The sequence below is a fragment of the Aquilutibacter rugosus genome (genome assembly GCF_036541335.1).
Lineage (GTDB): Bacteria > Pseudomonadota > Gammaproteobacteria > Xanthomonadales > Xanthomonadaceae > Aquilutibacter > Aquilutibacter rugosus.
Window position 1 is genome coordinate 735377 of sequence record NZ_JAZHBO010000001.1, and the last position, 17075, is coordinate 752451.

General features: G+C 61.9%; 17 protein-coding genes. 13 read left to right on the forward strand and 4 right to left on the reverse strand.

The genetic code is table 11. From position 1 onward, the window contains the following. The first annotated feature begins 21 nt into the window (after nt 1–21). From purL to V3390_RS03555, 4 genes are all read left to right on the forward strand, one after another. Nucleotides 22–3978 (forward strand): phosphoribosylformylglycinamidine synthase, encoded by a 3957-nt coding sequence (gene purL, locus V3390_RS03540; protein WP_331703376.1) that lies wholly within the window; start codon nt 22–24, stop codon nt 3976–3978. Then, nucleotides 3979–4833, forward strand: coding sequence for a glycosyltransferase family 2 protein (locus V3390_RS03545; RefSeq protein ID WP_331688998.1), 855 nt, complete (start codon nt 3979–3981; stop codon nt 4831–4833). Beyond that, complete coding sequence (locus V3390_RS03550) at nt 4830–5660, forward strand: glycosyltransferase family 2 protein (RefSeq protein ID WP_331703377.1); 831 nt, start codon at nt 4830–4832, stop codon at nt 5658–5660. The genes V3390_RS03545 and V3390_RS03550 overlap by 4 nt, the downstream gene beginning before the upstream one ends. 88 nt (nt 5661–5748) lie before the next feature. Further along, complete coding sequence (locus V3390_RS03555) at nt 5749–6576, forward strand: DUF3667 domain-containing protein (RefSeq protein ID WP_331703378.1); 828 nt, start codon at nt 5749–5751, stop codon at nt 6574–6576. Between the two features lie 302 nt (nt 6577–6878). On the opposite strand, the gene V3390_RS03560 is transcribed toward V3390_RS03555, so the two are convergent. Further along, nucleotides 6879–7046 carry a hypothetical protein gene (locus V3390_RS03560; RefSeq protein ID WP_331703379.1) on the reverse strand — a complete coding sequence of 56 codons (168 nt, stop codon included), beginning with the start codon at nt 7044–7046 and terminating at the stop codon, nt 6879–6881. Here V3390_RS03560 and V3390_RS03565 point away from each other — a divergent pair. Continuing rightward, nucleotides 7045–7317 carry a hypothetical protein gene (locus tag V3390_RS03565; RefSeq protein WP_331703380.1) on the forward strand — a complete coding sequence of 91 codons (273 nt, stop codon included), beginning with the start codon at nt 7045–7047 and terminating at the stop codon, nt 7315–7317. The two genes, V3390_RS03560 and V3390_RS03565, sit on opposite strands and share 2 nt — an antisense overlap. A gap of 75 nt (nt 7318–7392) precedes the next feature. Here the strand turns inward: V3390_RS03565 and pyrF are convergent, their stop codons facing one another. Together pyrF and ettA are read right to left on the reverse strand one after the other, a co-directional pair. Then, complete coding sequence (gene pyrF, locus V3390_RS03570; protein WP_331703381.1) at nt 7393–8226, reverse strand: orotidine-5'-phosphate decarboxylase; 834 nt, start codon at nt 8224–8226, stop codon at nt 7393–7395. 17 nt (nt 8227–8243) lie between these two features. Then, nucleotides 8244–9905 carry an energy-dependent translational throttle protein EttA gene (gene ettA / locus V3390_RS03575; protein ID WP_331703382.1) on the reverse strand — a complete coding sequence of 554 codons (1662 nt, stop codon included), beginning with the start codon at nt 9903–9905 and terminating at the stop codon, nt 8244–8246. Between the two features lie 163 nt (nt 9906–10068). Between ettA and glyA the strand changes: the two genes are divergently transcribed. Genes glyA through thiL form a run of 8 tightly spaced genes read left to right on the forward strand, consistent with a single transcriptional unit; the run spans nt 10069 to nt 16656 of the window. After that, nucleotides 10069–11322 (forward strand): serine hydroxymethyltransferase, encoded by a 1254-nt coding sequence (gene glyA, locus V3390_RS03580; RefSeq protein WP_331689004.1) that lies wholly within the window; start codon nt 10069–10071, stop codon nt 11320–11322. 19 nt (nt 11323–11341) lie between these two features. Then, nucleotides 11342–11872: a transcriptional regulator NrdR gene (gene nrdR / locus V3390_RS03585; protein WP_406805116.1), complete on the forward strand. Its 531-nt coding sequence runs from the start codon at nt 11342–11344 to the stop codon at nt 11870–11872. A 30-nt stretch (nt 11873–11902) separates the two neighbouring features. Beyond that, the gene (gene ribD, locus V3390_RS03590; RefSeq protein WP_331703383.1) at nt 11903–12970 is read left to right on the forward strand and encodes a bifunctional diaminohydroxyphosphoribosylaminopyrimidine deaminase/5-amino-6-(5-phosphoribosylamino)uracil reductase RibD; all 1068 of its coding nucleotides are present in this window, start codon (nt 11903–11905) and stop codon (nt 12968–12970) included. A 2-nt stretch (nt 12971–12972) separates the two neighbouring features. Beyond that, nucleotides 12973–13575: a riboflavin synthase gene (locus tag V3390_RS03595; RefSeq protein ID WP_331703384.1), complete on the forward strand. Its 603-nt coding sequence runs from the start codon at nt 12973–12975 to the stop codon at nt 13573–13575. After that, a complete protein-coding gene (ribB, locus tag V3390_RS03600) occupies nt 13575–14660 on the forward strand; it encodes a 3,4-dihydroxy-2-butanone-4-phosphate synthase (protein ID WP_331703385.1) in 1086 nt (361 codons plus the stop codon). The genes V3390_RS03595 and ribB overlap by 1 nt, the downstream gene beginning before the upstream one ends. A gap of 45 nt (nt 14661–14705) precedes the next feature. After that, entirely contained in the window at nt 14706–15191 is a 486-nt protein-coding gene (gene ribH / locus V3390_RS03605) for a 6,7-dimethyl-8-ribityllumazine synthase (protein WP_331703386.1), read from the forward strand. After that, nucleotides 15184–15669, forward strand: coding sequence for a transcription antitermination factor NusB (gene nusB / locus V3390_RS03610; RefSeq protein WP_331703387.1), 486 nt, complete (start codon nt 15184–15186; stop codon nt 15667–15669). The genes ribH and nusB overlap by 8 nt, the downstream gene beginning before the upstream one ends. Nucleotides 15670–15675: 6 nt before the next feature. Then, nucleotides 15676–16656: a thiamine-phosphate kinase gene (gene thiL / locus V3390_RS03615; RefSeq protein ID WP_331689009.1), complete on the forward strand. Its 981-nt coding sequence runs from the start codon at nt 15676–15678 to the stop codon at nt 16654–16656. Here the strand turns inward: thiL and V3390_RS03620 are convergent. Next, nucleotides 16643–17014, reverse strand: a complete 372-nt coding sequence (locus tag V3390_RS03620) for a YraN family protein (RefSeq protein ID WP_331689010.1) — start codon at nt 17012–17014, stop codon at nt 16643–16645. The genes thiL and V3390_RS03620 overlap by 14 nt on opposite strands. Between the last annotated feature and the right edge of the window lie 61 nt (nt 17015–17075).

A 17075-nucleotide genomic window follows, 5' to 3' on the forward strand; every position in this document is an offset into this window, starting at 1 on the left:
CGACTCCGAATGGCTGGTCAAATGTTGGTGCTTGAGGGCGGTTCCGCCCTGTCTCCGTTCCGCTTCGAACGACTGCAATCAAAACTTCAGGCCATTGCTCCCGCAGCGCGGCTGCTGGCTGCGTATCCGGTGTACTGGGTGCAATTGCGGGCCGGTGCCGATTCCCATCTCGATTTAGCGGCCTTGCAGCGCATTTTGCAGGCTTCGACGCAGACGGCCGATAAACCGCATGGGGCCGACTCGCTGTTTGTTTCGCCGCGCATCGGCACGCTGTCGCCGTGGGCTTCCAAGGCCACCGAACTGCTGCAAGGCGCCGGCCTGCCGGTCGACCGTGTTGAGCGGGGCTGGCGTTACGATCTGGCCGATGTGCCGGGCATGGATTCGGCGGCTGCCAAAGCCTTCGCCAAGGTGTTGCATGATCCGATGACGCAATCGGTGCTGCGCAGCGCCAACGACGGCTTCGCCCTGTTTGATATGCCGCCGCGCGGCGAGCTCGAACGCATTGCGCTGAACGATCTCGAAGGCGCCAACAAGCGTCTGGGTCTGGCGCTCGCTGACGATGAAATCGCATATCTGCGTGAGCGTTATGCCGGCTTGTCGCATCTGCCCAGCGATGTCGAGCTGATGATGTTCGCGCAGGCCAACTCCGAGCACTGCCGCCACAAGATTTTTAACGCGTCGTGGACTATCGAGGGCATGGACCAGCCGCTGTCCTTGTTCAAGATGATCAAGAACACGCACGCGATGACGCCCGAGAACACCCTTTCGGCCTATAGCGACAATGCTGCCGTGGTCGAGGGCTATACGGGCCACCGTTTCCGTCCGCAACCGGGTACGCGACTGTACCGCTCCGAGGAAGCCGTCGAATCCGCCTTCGCCATCAAAGTCGAGACGCACAATCACCCGACCGCGATTGCGCCGTTCCCCGGAGCGTCCACCGGTAACGGGGGCGAGATCCGTGACGAAGGCGCGACGGGCCGCGGTGGCAAGCCCAAGGCCGGCCTGACCGGTTTCAGCGTGTCGCACTTGCGCATCCCGGGTGCGCCGCAACCGTGGGAAATGCCGCGTGTTCTGAATCCGCGCATGGCCTCGGCATTTGAAATCATGCAGGAAGCACCGCTCGGCGGCGCGGCCTTCAACAATGAATTTGGCCGACCGAATCTGCTGGGTTATTTCCGCAGCTTTGAGCTCGAGACCGAACACGATCACAAGGTGCGTGCCTACGACAAGCCCATCATGCTGGCGGGCGGTCTGGGTGCGATTGACCGCAATCAGGTCGAAAAACTGGGCCTGAAAGACGGCTATGCGGTGATCGTGCTCGGTGGTCCTTCGATGCTGATCGGACTGGGTGGTGGTGCGGCCTCGTCGGTTGCGTCCGGCGAATCGTCCGAGGATCTCGATTTTGCCTCGGTGCAGCGCGACAACCCGGAAATGGAACGCCGCTGCCAGGAAGTACTGGATCGCTGCGTCGCACTGGGTGCCGACAATCCCATCGCCTCGGCGCACGATGTCGGCGCGGGCGGTTTGAGCAATGCCATCCCGGAACTGCTGCACGATTCCAACCTGGGCGGGGTGATCGATCTGGCCAAGGTGCCGACCGATGATCCCTCGCTGTCGCCGATGCAGTTGTGGTGTAACGAATCGCAGGAGCGTTACGTGCTCGGCATGCCGGCCGATCAGGTGCCTGTGTTCGAGGCGATTTGCGAACGCGAACGTTGTCCGTATGCAGTCGTGGGTGTTGCCACGGCCGAAGAGCGTCTGGTCGTCGGTTACGGCGCCACCACGGGAACCGTTGCCGATCGCTCGCGCGAGTGGCCAATTGATTTGCCGATGGATTTGCTGTTCGGCAAGCCGCCCAAGATGCATCGCAAGACCGAGTATCCGGACGAACCGCCGTTCCCGCCGATGGTGTGGCAAGGCTTGGACTTGCATGCTGCGGGTCTGCGCGTGCTGTCGCATCCGACGGTTGCGGCCAAGCAATATCTCGTCACCATCGGCGATCGCAGTGTCGGTGGCCTGACGGCGCGCGATCAGTTAGTCGGTCCGTGGCAATTGCCGGTGGCCGATTGCGCCATCACGCTCACCGATTTCGAAGGCGTGTCCGGCGAGGCGATGGCCATCGGCGAACGGGCTCCATTGGCTCTCCTCGATGCCGCAGCGGCGGCGCGCATGACCGTTGGTGAGGCCATTACCAATCTGTGTGCTGCCCCGATCGATTCGCTATCGCAAGTGAAGCTGTCCGCTAACTGGATGGCCGCAGCCGGTTACCCCGGCGAAGATGCCTTGCTGTTCGATGCCGTCAAGGCTGTGGGCATGGAAATCTGCCCGTCGTTGGATCTGTCCGTGCCGGTCGGCAAGGACTCGCTGTCGATGCAGGCGCAATGGCAAGTCAACGGCGAAACGCATCAGTCGGTGTCGCCGGTGTCGCTGGTGATCACCGCCTTTGCGCCGGTTGCCGATGTACGCAAGCAACTGACTCCGTTGATGGTCCGCGAGGACGAAACCGAACTGTGGCTGATTGGCCTAGGTGCCGGCAAGCAACGTCTGGGCGGTTCGATTCTGGCGCAGACCCATCCCGAAGCGATGCCCGCCGACGGACTCGAAGCGCACGCGCCTGCATTTGCGGGCCATGGTGTTGATCGTGGCGATACCGGTGTACCCGATCTTGATGACCCGCAGCGTCTGCGCGCGTTCTTTGAACTGATTCGTGACGCGCGCGATGCCGAGTTGCTGTGCGCATACCATGACCGTTCCGACGGCGGTGCCTTCGCGGCATTGGCCGAAATGGCGTTCTGCTCGCGCATGGGTCTGGACATCAACTTGCGTCATTGGGGCAGCGATCCCTTCCGCACTTTGTTCAATGAAGAGTTGGGCGCGCTGGTCCAGATCCGCAGTGCGGACCGCGCCGAGTTTGCCGACCTGGTGTCGGCACATGGTCTGATCGATTGCGCGCAACGCATTGCCCGTCCCAATCACACGCAGAATCTGCGGGTCGGCTTTGACGATGAAATCCTGGCCGAATGGAAGTGGGATGAGCTGATGGACGCCTGGTGGAGCACGACGCACGCCATGCAACGTCTGCGCGATAACCCCGACTGCGCCGACCAGGAAGCCGAGGCGACCAAGCGTTTCGCCACGCATGGCATCAAGCCCAAGCTGACTTTTAACCCCGACGAAGACGTGGCCGCGCCGATGATCAACACCGGCGTTCGACCCAAGGTTGCGGTCCTGCGCGAGCAGGGCGTCAACGGTCAGATCGAAATGGCCAGCGCGTTTACCGCGGCCGGCTTTGATGCCTTCGATGTGCACATGAGCGACCTGATCAACGGTGGCGTGCAGTTGGCGGATTTCCAGGGTGTGGTGGCTTGCGGTGGCTTCTCGTACGGTGACGTGCTGGGTGCCGGCCGCGGTTGGGCCACCTCGATTCTTGAACGTGCAGCCATGCGCGATGCGTTCACTGCATTCTTCAATGACAGCTCGCGTTTTGCGCTGGGCGTCTGCAACGGTTGCCAGATGATGTCGCAGCTCAAGGACATCATTCCCGGCGCGCAAGCCTGGCCCGAGTTCCTGCGCAACGCATCGGAACAGTTCGAGGCCCGCTACTCGCAGCTTGAGCTGGCCGAATCGCCGTCGCTGTTCTTTAGCGGCATGCAAGGTTCGCGCATTCCGGTAGCGATCGCCCATGGCGAAGGCCGCGCCGCATTTGATCGCACCGGCTCGCTGTCTGATGCCGTGGTAGCCGCTCGCTATGTCAACGGCGATGGCACAACCGCGACCTCGTATCCGTTCAATCCGAACGGTTCGGAACAGGCAATTGCAGCGCTGACCACGACCGATGGTCGCGTTACAATCATGATGCCGCACCCGGAACGGACTTCGCGCATGGTCAACATGAGCTGGGCTCCGACTGAGTGGCGCACGCACGACGCGTCGCCGTGGTTGCGCATGTTCCGTAACGCCCGAGCGTGGGTGAACTGAGTGAGCGGCAGCGTTGTCGTCATACCGGCATGCAGCGATGAAAATGCGCTCGATGCCTGTCTGGCTGCACTCGATGCCGGCACGCTGCCGGGCACACGCGTCTGGATTCCGGACAATGCTGCCGTCACCCCGCGCGGCTTTGAAATCATCAAAGCCTGGATTGCGCGGACGAAGCTAAAGGCCGATTACACGCGGCGTCAGTCGCGCACCGACGAACTCGTCAACATGGCCGAGATTTTTCGCGCCGTAGGCGATGCCGATGTCTGCGTGCTATCGCCGTTTGCGGTGCCAACGCGCGGCTGGCTCACCCGTCTCGAAGCGTGTCTGGCCGCGGACCCCTCGGTGGCGACTGCCACGCCCTGGTCCAACCTGGGCGACATCCTGTCGTGGCCGCTGATGGGCGAGTTGAATGCCTTGCCCGACGATCCGCAGGCGATCGCGCAGGCAGCTGCGAATATGCCGCGACTGTTCCCGGAGATCCCTGCCGCCGTGCCGCATTGCGTGCTGGTCCGTGGCAAGGCGCGTGCCGCTGTTGGTAGCCTGGATGCCGACAGTTTCAGCTCCTGGTACGCGGGCCTGGTCGACTGGTCGATGCGCTTTGCCGGTTTGGGTTGGCGTAATGTGCTGTGCGAGTCTTCGTTTGTCGGCTGCACTCTCGAGTCGCACGCGCACGAAGGCGATGCCGCTGCTCTGTTTGCGCGCTGGCCTGCATGGCAGGATCGGCAAGCGCACTTTGTACTGAATGACCCCTTGCGCTCCAACCGCCACGCGTTGACGCAGCGCCTGCAGGAACTGACGCCGCCTGACTTGCAGCGCGATCTGTTCGATGCCATCGGTGATGAACGCGCCGCATGAGTCTCGGCGTCGCCATTGTCACGCATCGCAACGGCGCCACCATTGAAGCCTGTTTGCGGGCCTTATCCAACGCTTCGGCGGTTACGGCGATTCGCGTTGTAGACAATGCCTCCGACGACGAAACCGTCAATCTGCTGAGTCGTCTGGCCTCAAAGGATCCGCGAGTTCGCTTTATTGCGAACGAGGACAATATCGGCTTCGGGCGTGGCGTGAATCAGGCGGTGGCGGCTATGCCTTCGACCGAGCAGCTGCTGATTCTCAATCCCGATTGCGAACTGTCAGCCGATGAGCTGGCAACACTTTGTTCGCATCTCGATGGCGATATGGTCCTGGGTGCCGAACTGGTCGACGCGGAGGGCCACGTGGATCCGGCGTCGCGACGTAACGACTTGCGCTTCTGGCCTTTGTTGCGCAGCCGGTTTGGCCTGAGTTCGTATTCGCCGTATGTGGCGCGTGACCGCAGCGCGGTGCAAGCAGTCGAAGCAATCTCCGGCGCCGTGATGCTGATGCCGCGGAGTCTGTTCAAGGCCTTGCAGGGCTTTGACGAAAGCTATCGTCTGCACGTTGAAGATCTTGATCTGTGTCGTCGGGCGCGTCAGCTCGGCGCACTGGTTGCGGTCTGTAACGACGTGCAGGTTCTGCATGTGCGTGGCGTCTCCTCGCGGCGCCGACCGTTCTTTGTAGAATGGAACAAGCACCGCGGCATGTTGCGATATTTCGCAGCCGAGGAGGCCCGCAACTTACATGTGCTGCAGCGGTTCGCGGTTTCCGCCATGATCTGGCTACGCCTGCCGCTGATGGTTCTAAGGGCCGTGCTCAAGTCCTAGTCGTTCGCTGCATTTAAACGCGCGCCGGTGTGCCCGCAGGTCATGCCGGGAGGCTAGAATGTGGACTTCACGAACGCGGAGCCGTTCCATGCAGAATTCCGACTACTGCGCCAACTGCGGGCGGCCCATTGACGGGCCGGAGCAGAACTTTTGCCCTGTTTGCGGGCAGCGCACTCCGGTGCATCGGATCAACTGGCACTTCCTCGGGCATGAGCTGCAGCACGGCATCTTCCACGTCGATGGCGGCATCATCTATTCACTGCGCCAACTGCTGACGCGTCCGGGTCATACCATCCGCGAATATATCCGTGGCCGTCGCGTACCGCATTTCAAGCCGGTGCTGATGATCATGATTCTCGGCGCGGTGGTGACCGTGCTGTCCAAGTACTTGCTGGAAAGCGGCGGTCTGATCCCCACCAGCCTGCTGACGATCAACGAGGGCGCCCGCGGGCTCGAACCGGGCAGCCGCGACGCGCAAATCGTTAAGAACTTTCGCGAAGCCCTGTCATGGATGAATGAGCATCTGGCCATCACGCTGATTGCGCTGATTCCTTTTTATGCCATGTCCATGCGCATGGCGTTCCGTAAATTCCGACGCGAATACAATTTCCCCGAATGGCTGGTGATCACCTGTTTTGTAACGGCGCAGGCGCTGGCCATTTACGGTATTTTTCTGCTGTTGCGGCAACTGCTGCCGGCGTTCGCCTCGTGGGATTTTACGGCGATGATGGCCGCGCAGATTTTTACGTTCGTGCAGTTATTTCGCCCTTATAAGGGCTGGAAGACGTTCCTGCGTTTTTCATTGGGTTACGTCTATTACGGTATGTTCGTGATCCTGTTGATTCTGGTCGGGGTGTTTGCCATCCTGATTGCATCGCTCGGTTGGGATGCGTTTGTCGGCGAGATCAGAGGCTGAGCCGCGAGCGCTCACCGCGCGCCTGCATTCCTTCGGCAGCATCTGCAGCATGTTAGTGAAAGTACTAGCTGGCGCATCTCATCCATAGAGACTGACCCCAATCACTCTGTATCCAAGGCGAGCAATCCCCGACTAGGGGTTGGGGTGGTAGGGGTGGTGCGGGTCATGTTCTCTCTGTCGTGGCCCGTACCCGCTTCGCCCTGATCCGGAACATTTTTCGGATACAGGAGTTAACTGCATATGGTTAAGCAATGGGTGGGACCGCTGCGTGCGGTGTTGTTGAGTGGGTTGTTACTGGCCGGTCAGGCCATGGCCGGCACCACAATTAAATAATGGACGCCGGTCGAGCTGCGCTTCCTGCAGAGTATTTCCTCTGCAACGGCAACAACCGGTGAAAAGATCGAGTTCGAGGTCGTCTCCGATGTCGTCGAAAACGGCAACACGCTCATTCCCGGCGGCGCACGTGCCATGGGTGTCGTTCAATCGGCCAAGAAAAAGGGCTTCATGGGCAGGTCCGGTGAACTCAACATCAACCTGAGCTACGTGCTGGTCAATGGTGTGCGAGTGCCCCTGCGGTCGTCGCAGGGCTCCGAGGGTGAGGGCCGCATCGGCACCGCCGTCGCGCTAACCGTATTGTTCGGCCCCATCGGTCTGCTTAAGCGCGGTCTGGATATCACCGTTCCCGCCGGCCAGACGCTGACTGCAACGGTCGATGCATCGACTGAACTGGCAACGCCGTAATCGCTTGTTAGGGGTGTGGGGCGCAGTTCAGGCTTCGGCCGGCTGCGTCCCACATTTTCGTTTTGGCGCGACCGTTTATGCGTGCGAGTTGCGGGCGGCGCGGATCTCGTCGCGCAGAGTGCGGGCGGCCTGACCGGCGGCCGACGCAAAGTCCTCACCGTTCGATGCGTACAAAATCGCGCGCGATGAGTTGATGATCAGACCATAGCCATTGGTGCTGGCGGCATTGTGGACCACATCGGCGGCATTGCCGCCTTGAGCGCCCACGCCCGGCACCAGCAGCGGCACGGCATCACCGACCAGCTCGCGCACTTCGCGCAGCTGCTGCGGCCAGGTCGCGCCAACCACGAGCGCGCATTGGCCGCCATGGTTCCAATCACGTGCAGCCTTGGCGGCGACATGGGCGTAGAGTGGCTTGCCTTCGACCTGCAGATCCTGAAAATCACCGGCCGACGGGTTCGAGGTGCGGCACAACACAATGACGCCTCGATCGGCATAGGCCAAAAAGGGCTCGACGCCATCCGACCCGAGATACGGATTGACCGTCACCGCGTGGGCGTTAAAGCGTTCAAAGGCCTCGACGGCGTAGTAGCCGGCGGTAGAGCCTATGTCGCCGCGCTTGCTGTCCAGAATCACCGGGACTGCCGGATGCCGCTCACGGATGTAGGCAATCAGCTCGACTAGCGCGGCTTCGGCGCCGAGCGCTGCAAAATGCGCAATCTGCGGCTTGAACGCGCAGGCGAATTCGGCAGTGGCATCAATGATCGGCTTAAAAAAGCCGAGCAGTGCGTCATGGGCCGGCAAGGCGCGCAGCGACTCCGGAAATTTGACGAGTTCCGGATCGAGCCCGACGCACACCATCGTGTCCGCGTCGCGCCAGCGTGCTTCGAGCAAATCCTTGAACGTCACTGCCGTGCCCCTAATGCTTACTTGAGCGCCTTGAAGCGCAGACGATGCGGACCGGCCTGGTCGCCCAGACGGCGCTTCTTGTCTTCCTCGTACTCACGGTAGTTACCTTGGAAGAACTCAACGTGGGAGTCGCCTTCGAAGGCCAGAATGTGCGTTGCGATACGGTCCAGGAACCAGCGATCATGCGAAATCACGAAGGCATTGCCGGGGAATTCGAGCAGTGCATCTTCGAGCGCGCGCAGGGTTTCGATGTCCAGGTCGTTCGAGGGTTCGTCGAGCAGCAGCACGTTGCCGCCCTGCAGCAGCGTCTTGGCCATGTGAAGCCGGCCGCGTTCACCGCCGGACAGCGAGCCCACCAGCTTTTGCTGATCGGTGCCCTTGAAGTTGAAGCGGCCGATGTAGGCGCGCGACTGAATTTCGATGCCGTTGATGTTGAGGATGTCGAGTCCGCCCGCAACCTCCTGGAAGACGTTGTGGTTGCCTTCGAGCTTGTCACGGCTCTGATCCACGTAGGCCAGCTTGACGGTCGGACCGACATCAATGGTGCCGCTGTCAGGCTTTTCCTGACCGGTGATCATCTTGAACAGCGTCGACTTACCGGCCCCGTTCGGGCCGATGATGCCGACGATGGCACCGGCGGGCACCACGAATGACAGATCATCAATCAGCAGGCGATCCGCAAAGGTCTTGCTGACGTTCTTGAACTCAATGACCTTATTGCCCAGACGCTCGCCCGGCGGAATAAAGATTTCATTGGTTTCGTTGCGCTTCTGATAGTCGACCGATTGCAGCTCTTCGATGCGGGCCAGACGGGCCTTGCCCTTGGAGCGGCCACCCTTTGCGTTTTGACGCGCCCATTCCAGTTCCTTGGCGATGGCCTTCTGGCGCGCCTTTTCCTGGTTTTCTTCCTGCTTCAGGCGATCTTCCTTCTGGACCAGCCAGTCGGTGTAGTTGCCCTTCCACGGAATACCGCGACCGCGGTCGAGTTCCAGAATCCATTCGGCCGCATTGTCCAGGAAGTAGCGATCGTGGGTGACGGCCACCACGGTGCCCGGGAAGCGGGCCAGGAACTGTTCGAGCCATTCGACGGATTCGGCGTCCAAGTGGTTGGTCGGTTCGTCGAGCAGCAGCATGTCGGGCTTGCTCAGCAGCAGGCGGCACAGGGCCACGCGGCGCTTTTCACCGCCGGACAGGTTGCCGATCTTGGCCTCCCATGGCGGCAGGCGCAGGGCGTCCGCGGCCACTTCGAGCTGCTGTTCCAGCATGTGGGCGTCACCGCTGGCGAGAATCGCTTCGAGGCGCTGCTGCTCAGCAGCCAACTTGTCGAAGTCGGCATCGGGCTCGGCGTAGGCGTCGTAGACCTTGTCCAGTGCGGCCTGGGCCTGCAGGATTTCGCCTACGCCTTCTTCGACCGCCTCGCGGACGGTCTGTTCCGGATCGAGCTGCGGCTCCTGCGCCAGGTAGCCGACCTTGATGCCGGGCTGGGCGCGCGCTTCGCCCGAGTAATCCGTATCCACGCCGGCCATGATCTTGAGCACCGTGGACTTGCCGGCACCGTTCAGGCCCAGCAGGCCGATCTTGGCGCCCGGGAAGAACGAGAGGCTGATGTCTTTGATGATCTGGCGCTTGGGCGGGACGGTCTTGGACACGCCCTGCATGGTGTAAATGAATTGCGACATGGGAACTCCGGTTGCGCACGGGACCCTACGGCTGCGAACGGCCGCAACAGGGGTCTGAGAATGTCGCAATTATAGCAACACCGCGTTGTTGGCCAGCGGCGGGAAGGTCGTTCAGGGGTGCTAAAATTGGGGATTATCGCTACTTTTCTGCTAAGGAGACCCGATGTTCAAGCGTGACGTGACTATTGCTGCTTTCGATCCGGAACTATCGGCGGCCATCCTGGCAGAGACCCGTCGTCAGGAAGATCACGTCGAACTGATCGCATCGGAGAACTACACCAGCCCCGCCGTGATGGAGGCCCAGGGTTCGCAACTGACCAATAAGTACGCCGAAGGGTATCCGGGCAAGCGCTACTACGGCGGCTGCGAGTACGTGGACGTGGCCGAGCAGTTGGCGATTGATCGCGTCAAGCAGCTGTACGGTGCCGACTACGCCAACGTCCAGCCGCATTCGGGTTCGCAGGCCAATCAGGCCGTCTACTTTGCGCTGCTGCAACCGGGCGACACCATTCTGGGCATGTCGCTGGCGCACGGCGGTCACTTGACCCACGGTGCCTCGGTGAACCTGTCGGGCAAGCTGTTTAATGCCGTGCAGTACGGTGTCAACGATCAGGGTCTCATCGACTATGACGAAGTAGAACGTCTGGCGGTTGAGCATCAGCCCAAGATGGTGGTGGCCGGTTTCAGTGCCTACAGCCAAATCGTGGACTGGGCGCGCATGCGTGCCATTGCCGACAAGGTCGGTGCTTATCTGTTTGTGGACATGGCGCATATCGCCGGTCTGGTGGCTGCCGGTGTTTATCCGTCGCCGCTGCCGCATGCGCACGTGGTGACTTCGACCACGCACAAGACCCTGCGCGGGCCGCGCGGTGGCATCATCGTCGCCAAGGACCCGTCCGAGGAACTGACCAAAAAGCTGCAATCCATAGTGTTCCCGGCGCTGCAAGGCGGTCCGCTGATGCACGTGATCGCGGCCAAGGCCGTCGCCTTTAAGGAGGCGCTGGATCCTTCGTTCAAGCAATATCAGCAGCAAGTGGTCAAGAACGCCAAGGCCATGGCCGAAACGCTGACCGCGCGCGGTTACAAGATTGTTTCGGGCGGTACCGAAAATCACCTGATGCTGGTTGACCTGGTCGACAAGGGCATCACCGGTAAAGATGCCGAGGCCGCACTGGGCAAGGCGCATATCACCGTCAATAAAAATGCCGTGCCGAACGATCCGCAAAAGCCGTTCGTGACGTCGGGTCTGCGCGTCGGTACGCCGGCAATCACTACGCGGGGTTACAAAGAGCCCGATGTCGTGGCGCTGACGCATTGGATGTGCGATGTGCTCGATGATCTCAAGAACGAAGAGGTCATCAAGGGCGTGCGTGAGAACGTCGCCAAGCAGTGCGCAGACTTCCCGGTTTACGGTTAAGACGCGGACTGCCTAGGCGATGCATTGCCCGTACTGCCAGCACACCGACACGCGCGTGATCGATTCGCGGGTCTCCGAAGACGGCGTCATGATCCGTCGGCGACGGGTGTGCGAGGCCTGCGGCGAGCGCTTCTCCACGGTCGAAAGCTTTGAGCTGAAACTGCCGGTGGTGATCAAGAGTGACAGTCGCCGCGAGCCCTTCAGTGCGCACAAGCTGCGCCTGTCGTTTGATCGGGCGCTGCAAAAGCGCCCGGTGTCCGAGGAACAAGTCGAGGCCGCCGTGCGCCACGTGATTTCCCGCGTGAGGCAGACCGGTGAGCGCGAATTGCCTTCGCGCCAAATTGGCGAGCTGGTGATGGCCGAACTGCGCAAGGTCGATCAGGTCGGCTATGTGCGGTTTGCATCGGTCTATCGTTCGTTCGAAGACGTGGCCGACTTTCGTGAAGAGTTGGATCGACTGGAACGCGATCATCGCACCGCGGCCGAGGCACAGTTGTCGCTGCTGAGTGACGATGCCGATACACCGAGCCGACGCAAAGGCGGTAAATAAGTGGTTTTTTCAACTTTCGATCATGTTGCCATGACGCGTGCACTGCGTCTGGCCGAACGGGGTGCGTACACCACCAAGCCCAACCCCATGGTGGGCTGTGTGATCACTCGCGACGACGTGATCATCGGTGAGGGTTATCACGTGCGGGCCGGTGAGCCGCACGCCGAGGTGCTGGCGATTGCATCGGCCGGCGAGAATGTTCGCGGCGCTACTGGTTACGTCACGCTGGAGCCCTGTGCGCATTTCGGTCGCACACCGCCTTGTGCGGATGCGCTGATTGCAGCCGGTCTGGCCCGCGTGGTGATTGCGTCGCTCGATCCGTTTCCGCAAGTGAACGGCCAAGGTGCGCAACGGCTGCGCGATGCCGGCATTCAAGTGGATGTCGGTCTGCTCGAAGCCGAAGCGCGCGAACTCAACCGCGGTTTTTACTCGCGCCTGAGTCGTGGCCGCCCGTGGGTGACGCTCAAACTCGCCAGCTCCATGGATGGTCATACCGCATTGGCCAGCGGCGAATCCAAATGGATCAGTTCCGATGCCTCGCGTCGCGATGTGCATCACTACCGCGCTCGTGTAGGCGCCATAGTCACCGGCGCCGGCACCGTGCTGCAGGATGATCCGCAGCTCACCGCGCGTCTGCAGGGCAATGTAGATGTCGTCCAGCCACTGCGTGTCGTGCTCGATCCGGGCCTGGCTACGGTGGGGCGCGGCAAGATCCGCGAGGGCGATGCGCCGACACTATACGTGCACGCCCCGAATGCCAAAGTGCCGCGTGATCTCAAGGCCGAGCTCGTTTCGGCACCGGTCAACGGCAATCACTTCAACTTGCTGTCGGTACTGCACATGCTGGCCGCCCGGCAAGTCAACGAGGTGCTCGTCGAAACCGGGGCCACGCTGGCCGGTGCGTTTCTCAACGCCAAGCTCGTCGATGAGCTGGTGCTGTACCAGTCGCCGGTATTGCTCGGTAGTGGTGCACGGCCACTGTTCGACAACGTCAATATCACCACCATGGCCGAGCGCATCACATTGCACCGCACCGATGTCCGCGTCCTCGGTGAAGACCTGCGCATCACGTACCGACCACAGGAAAGCATCGCATAACTATGTTCACCGGAATTATCGAGGGGGTCGGTTCGGTCCGCCGTCTGGAACCCGTCGGCGGCGATCTGCGCCTGACCGTTGCCGTGGGAACGCTGCCGTTTGAGCGCGTCGAACTCGGCGAAAGCATTGCCGTGAACGGTTGCTGCTTGACCGTCATTGCATTCGATCACGACAGCTTTGACTGCGACGTATCGCCTGAAACCCTGCGCCTGACCACCTTGGGCACCCTGGCCGAAGGCGCGCCCGTCAATCTCGAACGTGCCTTGCTGCCGACCCAACGTCTGGGTGGGCATCTCGTGTCCGGTCACGTCGACGGTCTCGGTGCCGTGCGTTCGATCACGCCCGAAGGCCGTGCCCTGGTCTGGTGGTTCGAGGCCCCGGACAGTCTGCTGCGCTACATCGCGGTCAAGGGCTCGGTCGCCATCAACGGAGTTAGCCTGACGGTCAATGCGGTGGATGCGCACGGCTTTGCGGTGGCGCTGATTCCGCACACGGTTGCAAACACCACCTTTGGCTCGCTGTCTGCGGGCAGTCCGGTCAATCTCGAAATCGATACCGTCGCCCGCTATGTCGAGCGACTGCTGCAATTTAACGGAGCACCATAATGGCCTTTGCGCCAATTGAAGAAATTCTCGAAGAAATCCGCAACGGCCGCATGGTCGTGATCGTGGACGATGAAGACCGCGAAAACGAAGGCGATCTGATCATGGCCGCCGAACTGGTGACGCCGCAGGACATTAATTTTATGGTGACCCATGCGCGCGGACTGGTGTGCCTGTCGCTGACGCGCGAGCGTTGCCGCCAGCTCGGGCTGCCGCCGATGGTGCAGGACAATACTTCGCAGCATCATACGAACTTTACGGTGAGTATCGAAGCGGCCGAAGGCGTGACCACGGGCATCAGTGCCTACGATCGTGCTCACACGATCCGTACCGCCGTGCGACCCAATGCAGCGCCCGAAGACTTGAGCCAGCCCGGCCATATCTTTCCGCTGACTGCGCAGCCCGGTGGCGTGCTGACGCGCGCCGGTCATACCGAGGCCGCTAGCGACCTGGCTCTGATGGCCGGACTGGAACCTGCAGGTGTCCTGGTTGAGATTCTCAACGAAGACGGTTCGATGGCCCGTCGTCCCGAACTCGAAAAATTTGCCGAGAAACACGGCCTCAAAATCGGTTCGATCGAACAGCTGATTCAGTACCGCTTGAGCACCGAGCACACCGTGGATCGCGTCGAGAACCGCATTATCGAGACGCCCTACGGCCAGTTCGAACTGCATGTGTTCAAAGACCGTCTGTGCAACCAGCTGCATTACGCGCTGAGCCACGGCACGATCCATCACGATGCGCCGACCTTGGTCCGCGTGCAGATGCAGAACACGCTGAGCGATGTTTTGCATTGGAACCGCAGTGATTTCGGCACGCCGATAACTGCATTACTGCCGCGTCTGGCCGCTGCACCTGCCGGGATTCTGGTGTTGCTGGCCGACGAGCACTCGACCGATGAGCTGCTGACCCGCATCCGCGGTGATGCACCGGCCGCGAGCAATTCGCCCTTCCATGAGTGGCGCAGCACCGGTGTGGGTTCGCAGATTCTGTCGGCTCTGGGTGCCGGTCAGATCCGGGTCATCGGTACGCCGCGCAAGCAGATCGGCACCGGCGGCTTCGGTCTGCAGATCCTTGAATACGTGTAAGTGCCTTCTAACAGGCATCCGAATTAAACAATTGAGAGCAACAGCATGCTGATCGAAGGCGACATCCGAACCCCACAGAACGCGCGATTTGCGATTGTCGCGAGCCGCTGGAATTCCAAGATCACCGACGCGATCGTGGCCGGCGCCCGCAAGGCGTTTCTGTACAACGGCGTGGCCGAGGCGCAGGTCGACGTGTTGCGCGTACCCGGTGCGTGGGAGATTCCGCAGGCGATCGAGCTGCTGACGCGCACGGCCGGTACTTACGCTGCGATTGTGGCGCTGGGCTGCGTGGTCCGTGGCGATACCCGCCACTACGAACAAGTGGCCGATGGCACCTCGGACGCGCTGATGCGCCTGTCGCTGGATCGCGGCGTGCCGGTGGCCAATGGCGTGCTGGCCGTCGAAACCTTCGAAGACGCTCAGGCCCGCGCCGGCGGTTCGCACGGCAATAAGGGCGAAGAAGCGGCCCTTGTTGCCATCGAAATGGCCAATCTGGCAGCCCGCATCGGTGATAATGTCCGTCATGACTGAGAAATCGCAACATCCCCGCGCCAACGGCGGCATTGATCGCGTGGCTCGTGCTCGAGCCCGCCGCCGCGCGCTGCAGGCACTGTACGCTTGGCAAATGAGTGGCTGCACGGCCCGTGAGGCCGTCGCGCAGTTTGCGCACGAGCAGGCGCGCGAGCAAGCCGATCTGGCCTATTTCGAAGACATCGTGTTCGGTGTGATCCGTGAGCAGGCCTCGCTGGATAAGGCGTTGCGCCCGTTCCTCGATCGCGAAGTCGACGAGGTCGATCCGATCGAGCGCGCCGCGCTGCGTCAGGCCACCTACGAGCTGGTGCATCGTCTCGACGTGCCGTACGCGGTGGTCATCAACGAGGCAATCGAAATCGTTAAAAAGTTCGGTACCGAGCACGGTCACACGTTTGTGAACGGTGTGCTGGACCAGGCCGCCGCTAGCCTGCGCGCTGTCGAGGTCCAGGCGGCCATCTCACGGCATCGGGACTGAGTCGCAATGGGCGAGTTCGATTTCATCGGCCGTCTGCAGCAACGACTCGCCGAGCAGCCGTTCAACGCGGGAATTGATGTAGGCATCGGTGACGATGCCGCGATCCTGTCGCCGCCGCCGGATCATCGGCTGGTCGTTACCGCCGATACCTTGAACGCCGGGGTGCACTTCCCGCATTGCACGGCGCCTTACGACATTGGTTACAAGACCTTGGCGGTCAATCTGTCCGATCTGGCCGCCATGGGTGCGGAGCCGTGGGCGTGCACGCTGACAGTGGGGCTGCCTTCGCTTGATCCGGCATGGATGGAGTCCTGGCTCGATGGCTTTCTCGCCGCTGCGCAACTTGGTGGCATCACGCTGATTGGCGGCGACACCACGCGGGCGCCGTTTGCCACGTTTGGCGTAACGGCAATGGGTCTGCTGCCCTCGGACGCGGCTGCCGGTAATGGCGGGTTGCGGCGTGCCAATGCACTGGCGGGCGACGACGTGTGGGTGTCGGGTGAACTCGGTGGCGCGGCGCTGGCTTTACGTCTGGGCGAAGCGGCCCCCGCCGATCTGCGCCTCCGTCTGGATCGTCCGATTCCGCGGTTGGCGTTGGGCTCGGCGTTACGGCTAGTGCCGGATATCGGCGGCTGCTGTGACGTGTCCGATGGCCTGTTGGCCGATCTGGGGCATATCGCGATGGCCAGTGGCGTGCGCATCGAGCTGGATGCGGATCGGATCCCCATGGGCATGGACGTGCGGTCGGTATCCGACGGCCTGATGTTGGCGCTGACCGGCGGCGATGACTATGAGCTGGCCTTTACGGCGGCCGCGTCGGCGCGTGAGCAAGTGCTGGCGGCGGGCGAGGAGACAGGCGTGGCGGTGACACGGATCGGTCGGGCGCTGGGCGGGGAGCCTGGCGTGCACGTGCTCGATCCGATGGGGCGTGAGGTGCCGGTGCCGCCGCGGGCGGGCTGGGATCACTTCGCCGCTACTGCAGACTGAAGGCGTCGCGGTACCAGGTCCAGTGCGGGGACTCGGCGGGTCCGTGGCCGGAAATCACATCGAAACGGCAGGGCTTGGCGGCCAGTTCAGGGCGCTGCGCCAGTAGGGTGGCGGCTGCCCGTTTGAGGCGGGCGCGTTTGGTCCAGTCGACGGTTTCGGCGCCGTCGCCCAGTTTGGTGTGGCGGCGGTAGCGCACTTCGACAAAGACGATGGCGTCTTGGTCGGCCATCAGCAGGTCAATCTCGCCGCGGTGCACGCGGATCTGACGGCCGAGCAGGGTCAGGCCCTTGGCTTGCAGGAAGTCGGCGGCACGGCCTTCGAGGGCGGTACCTATTTGCGTCGTGGTGGTGGTCGGCATGGCGTCAGCTTGCTGGCGATGGGGTTGCCGCTACGCATAAACGGTCGCGGGGCTGACGTAA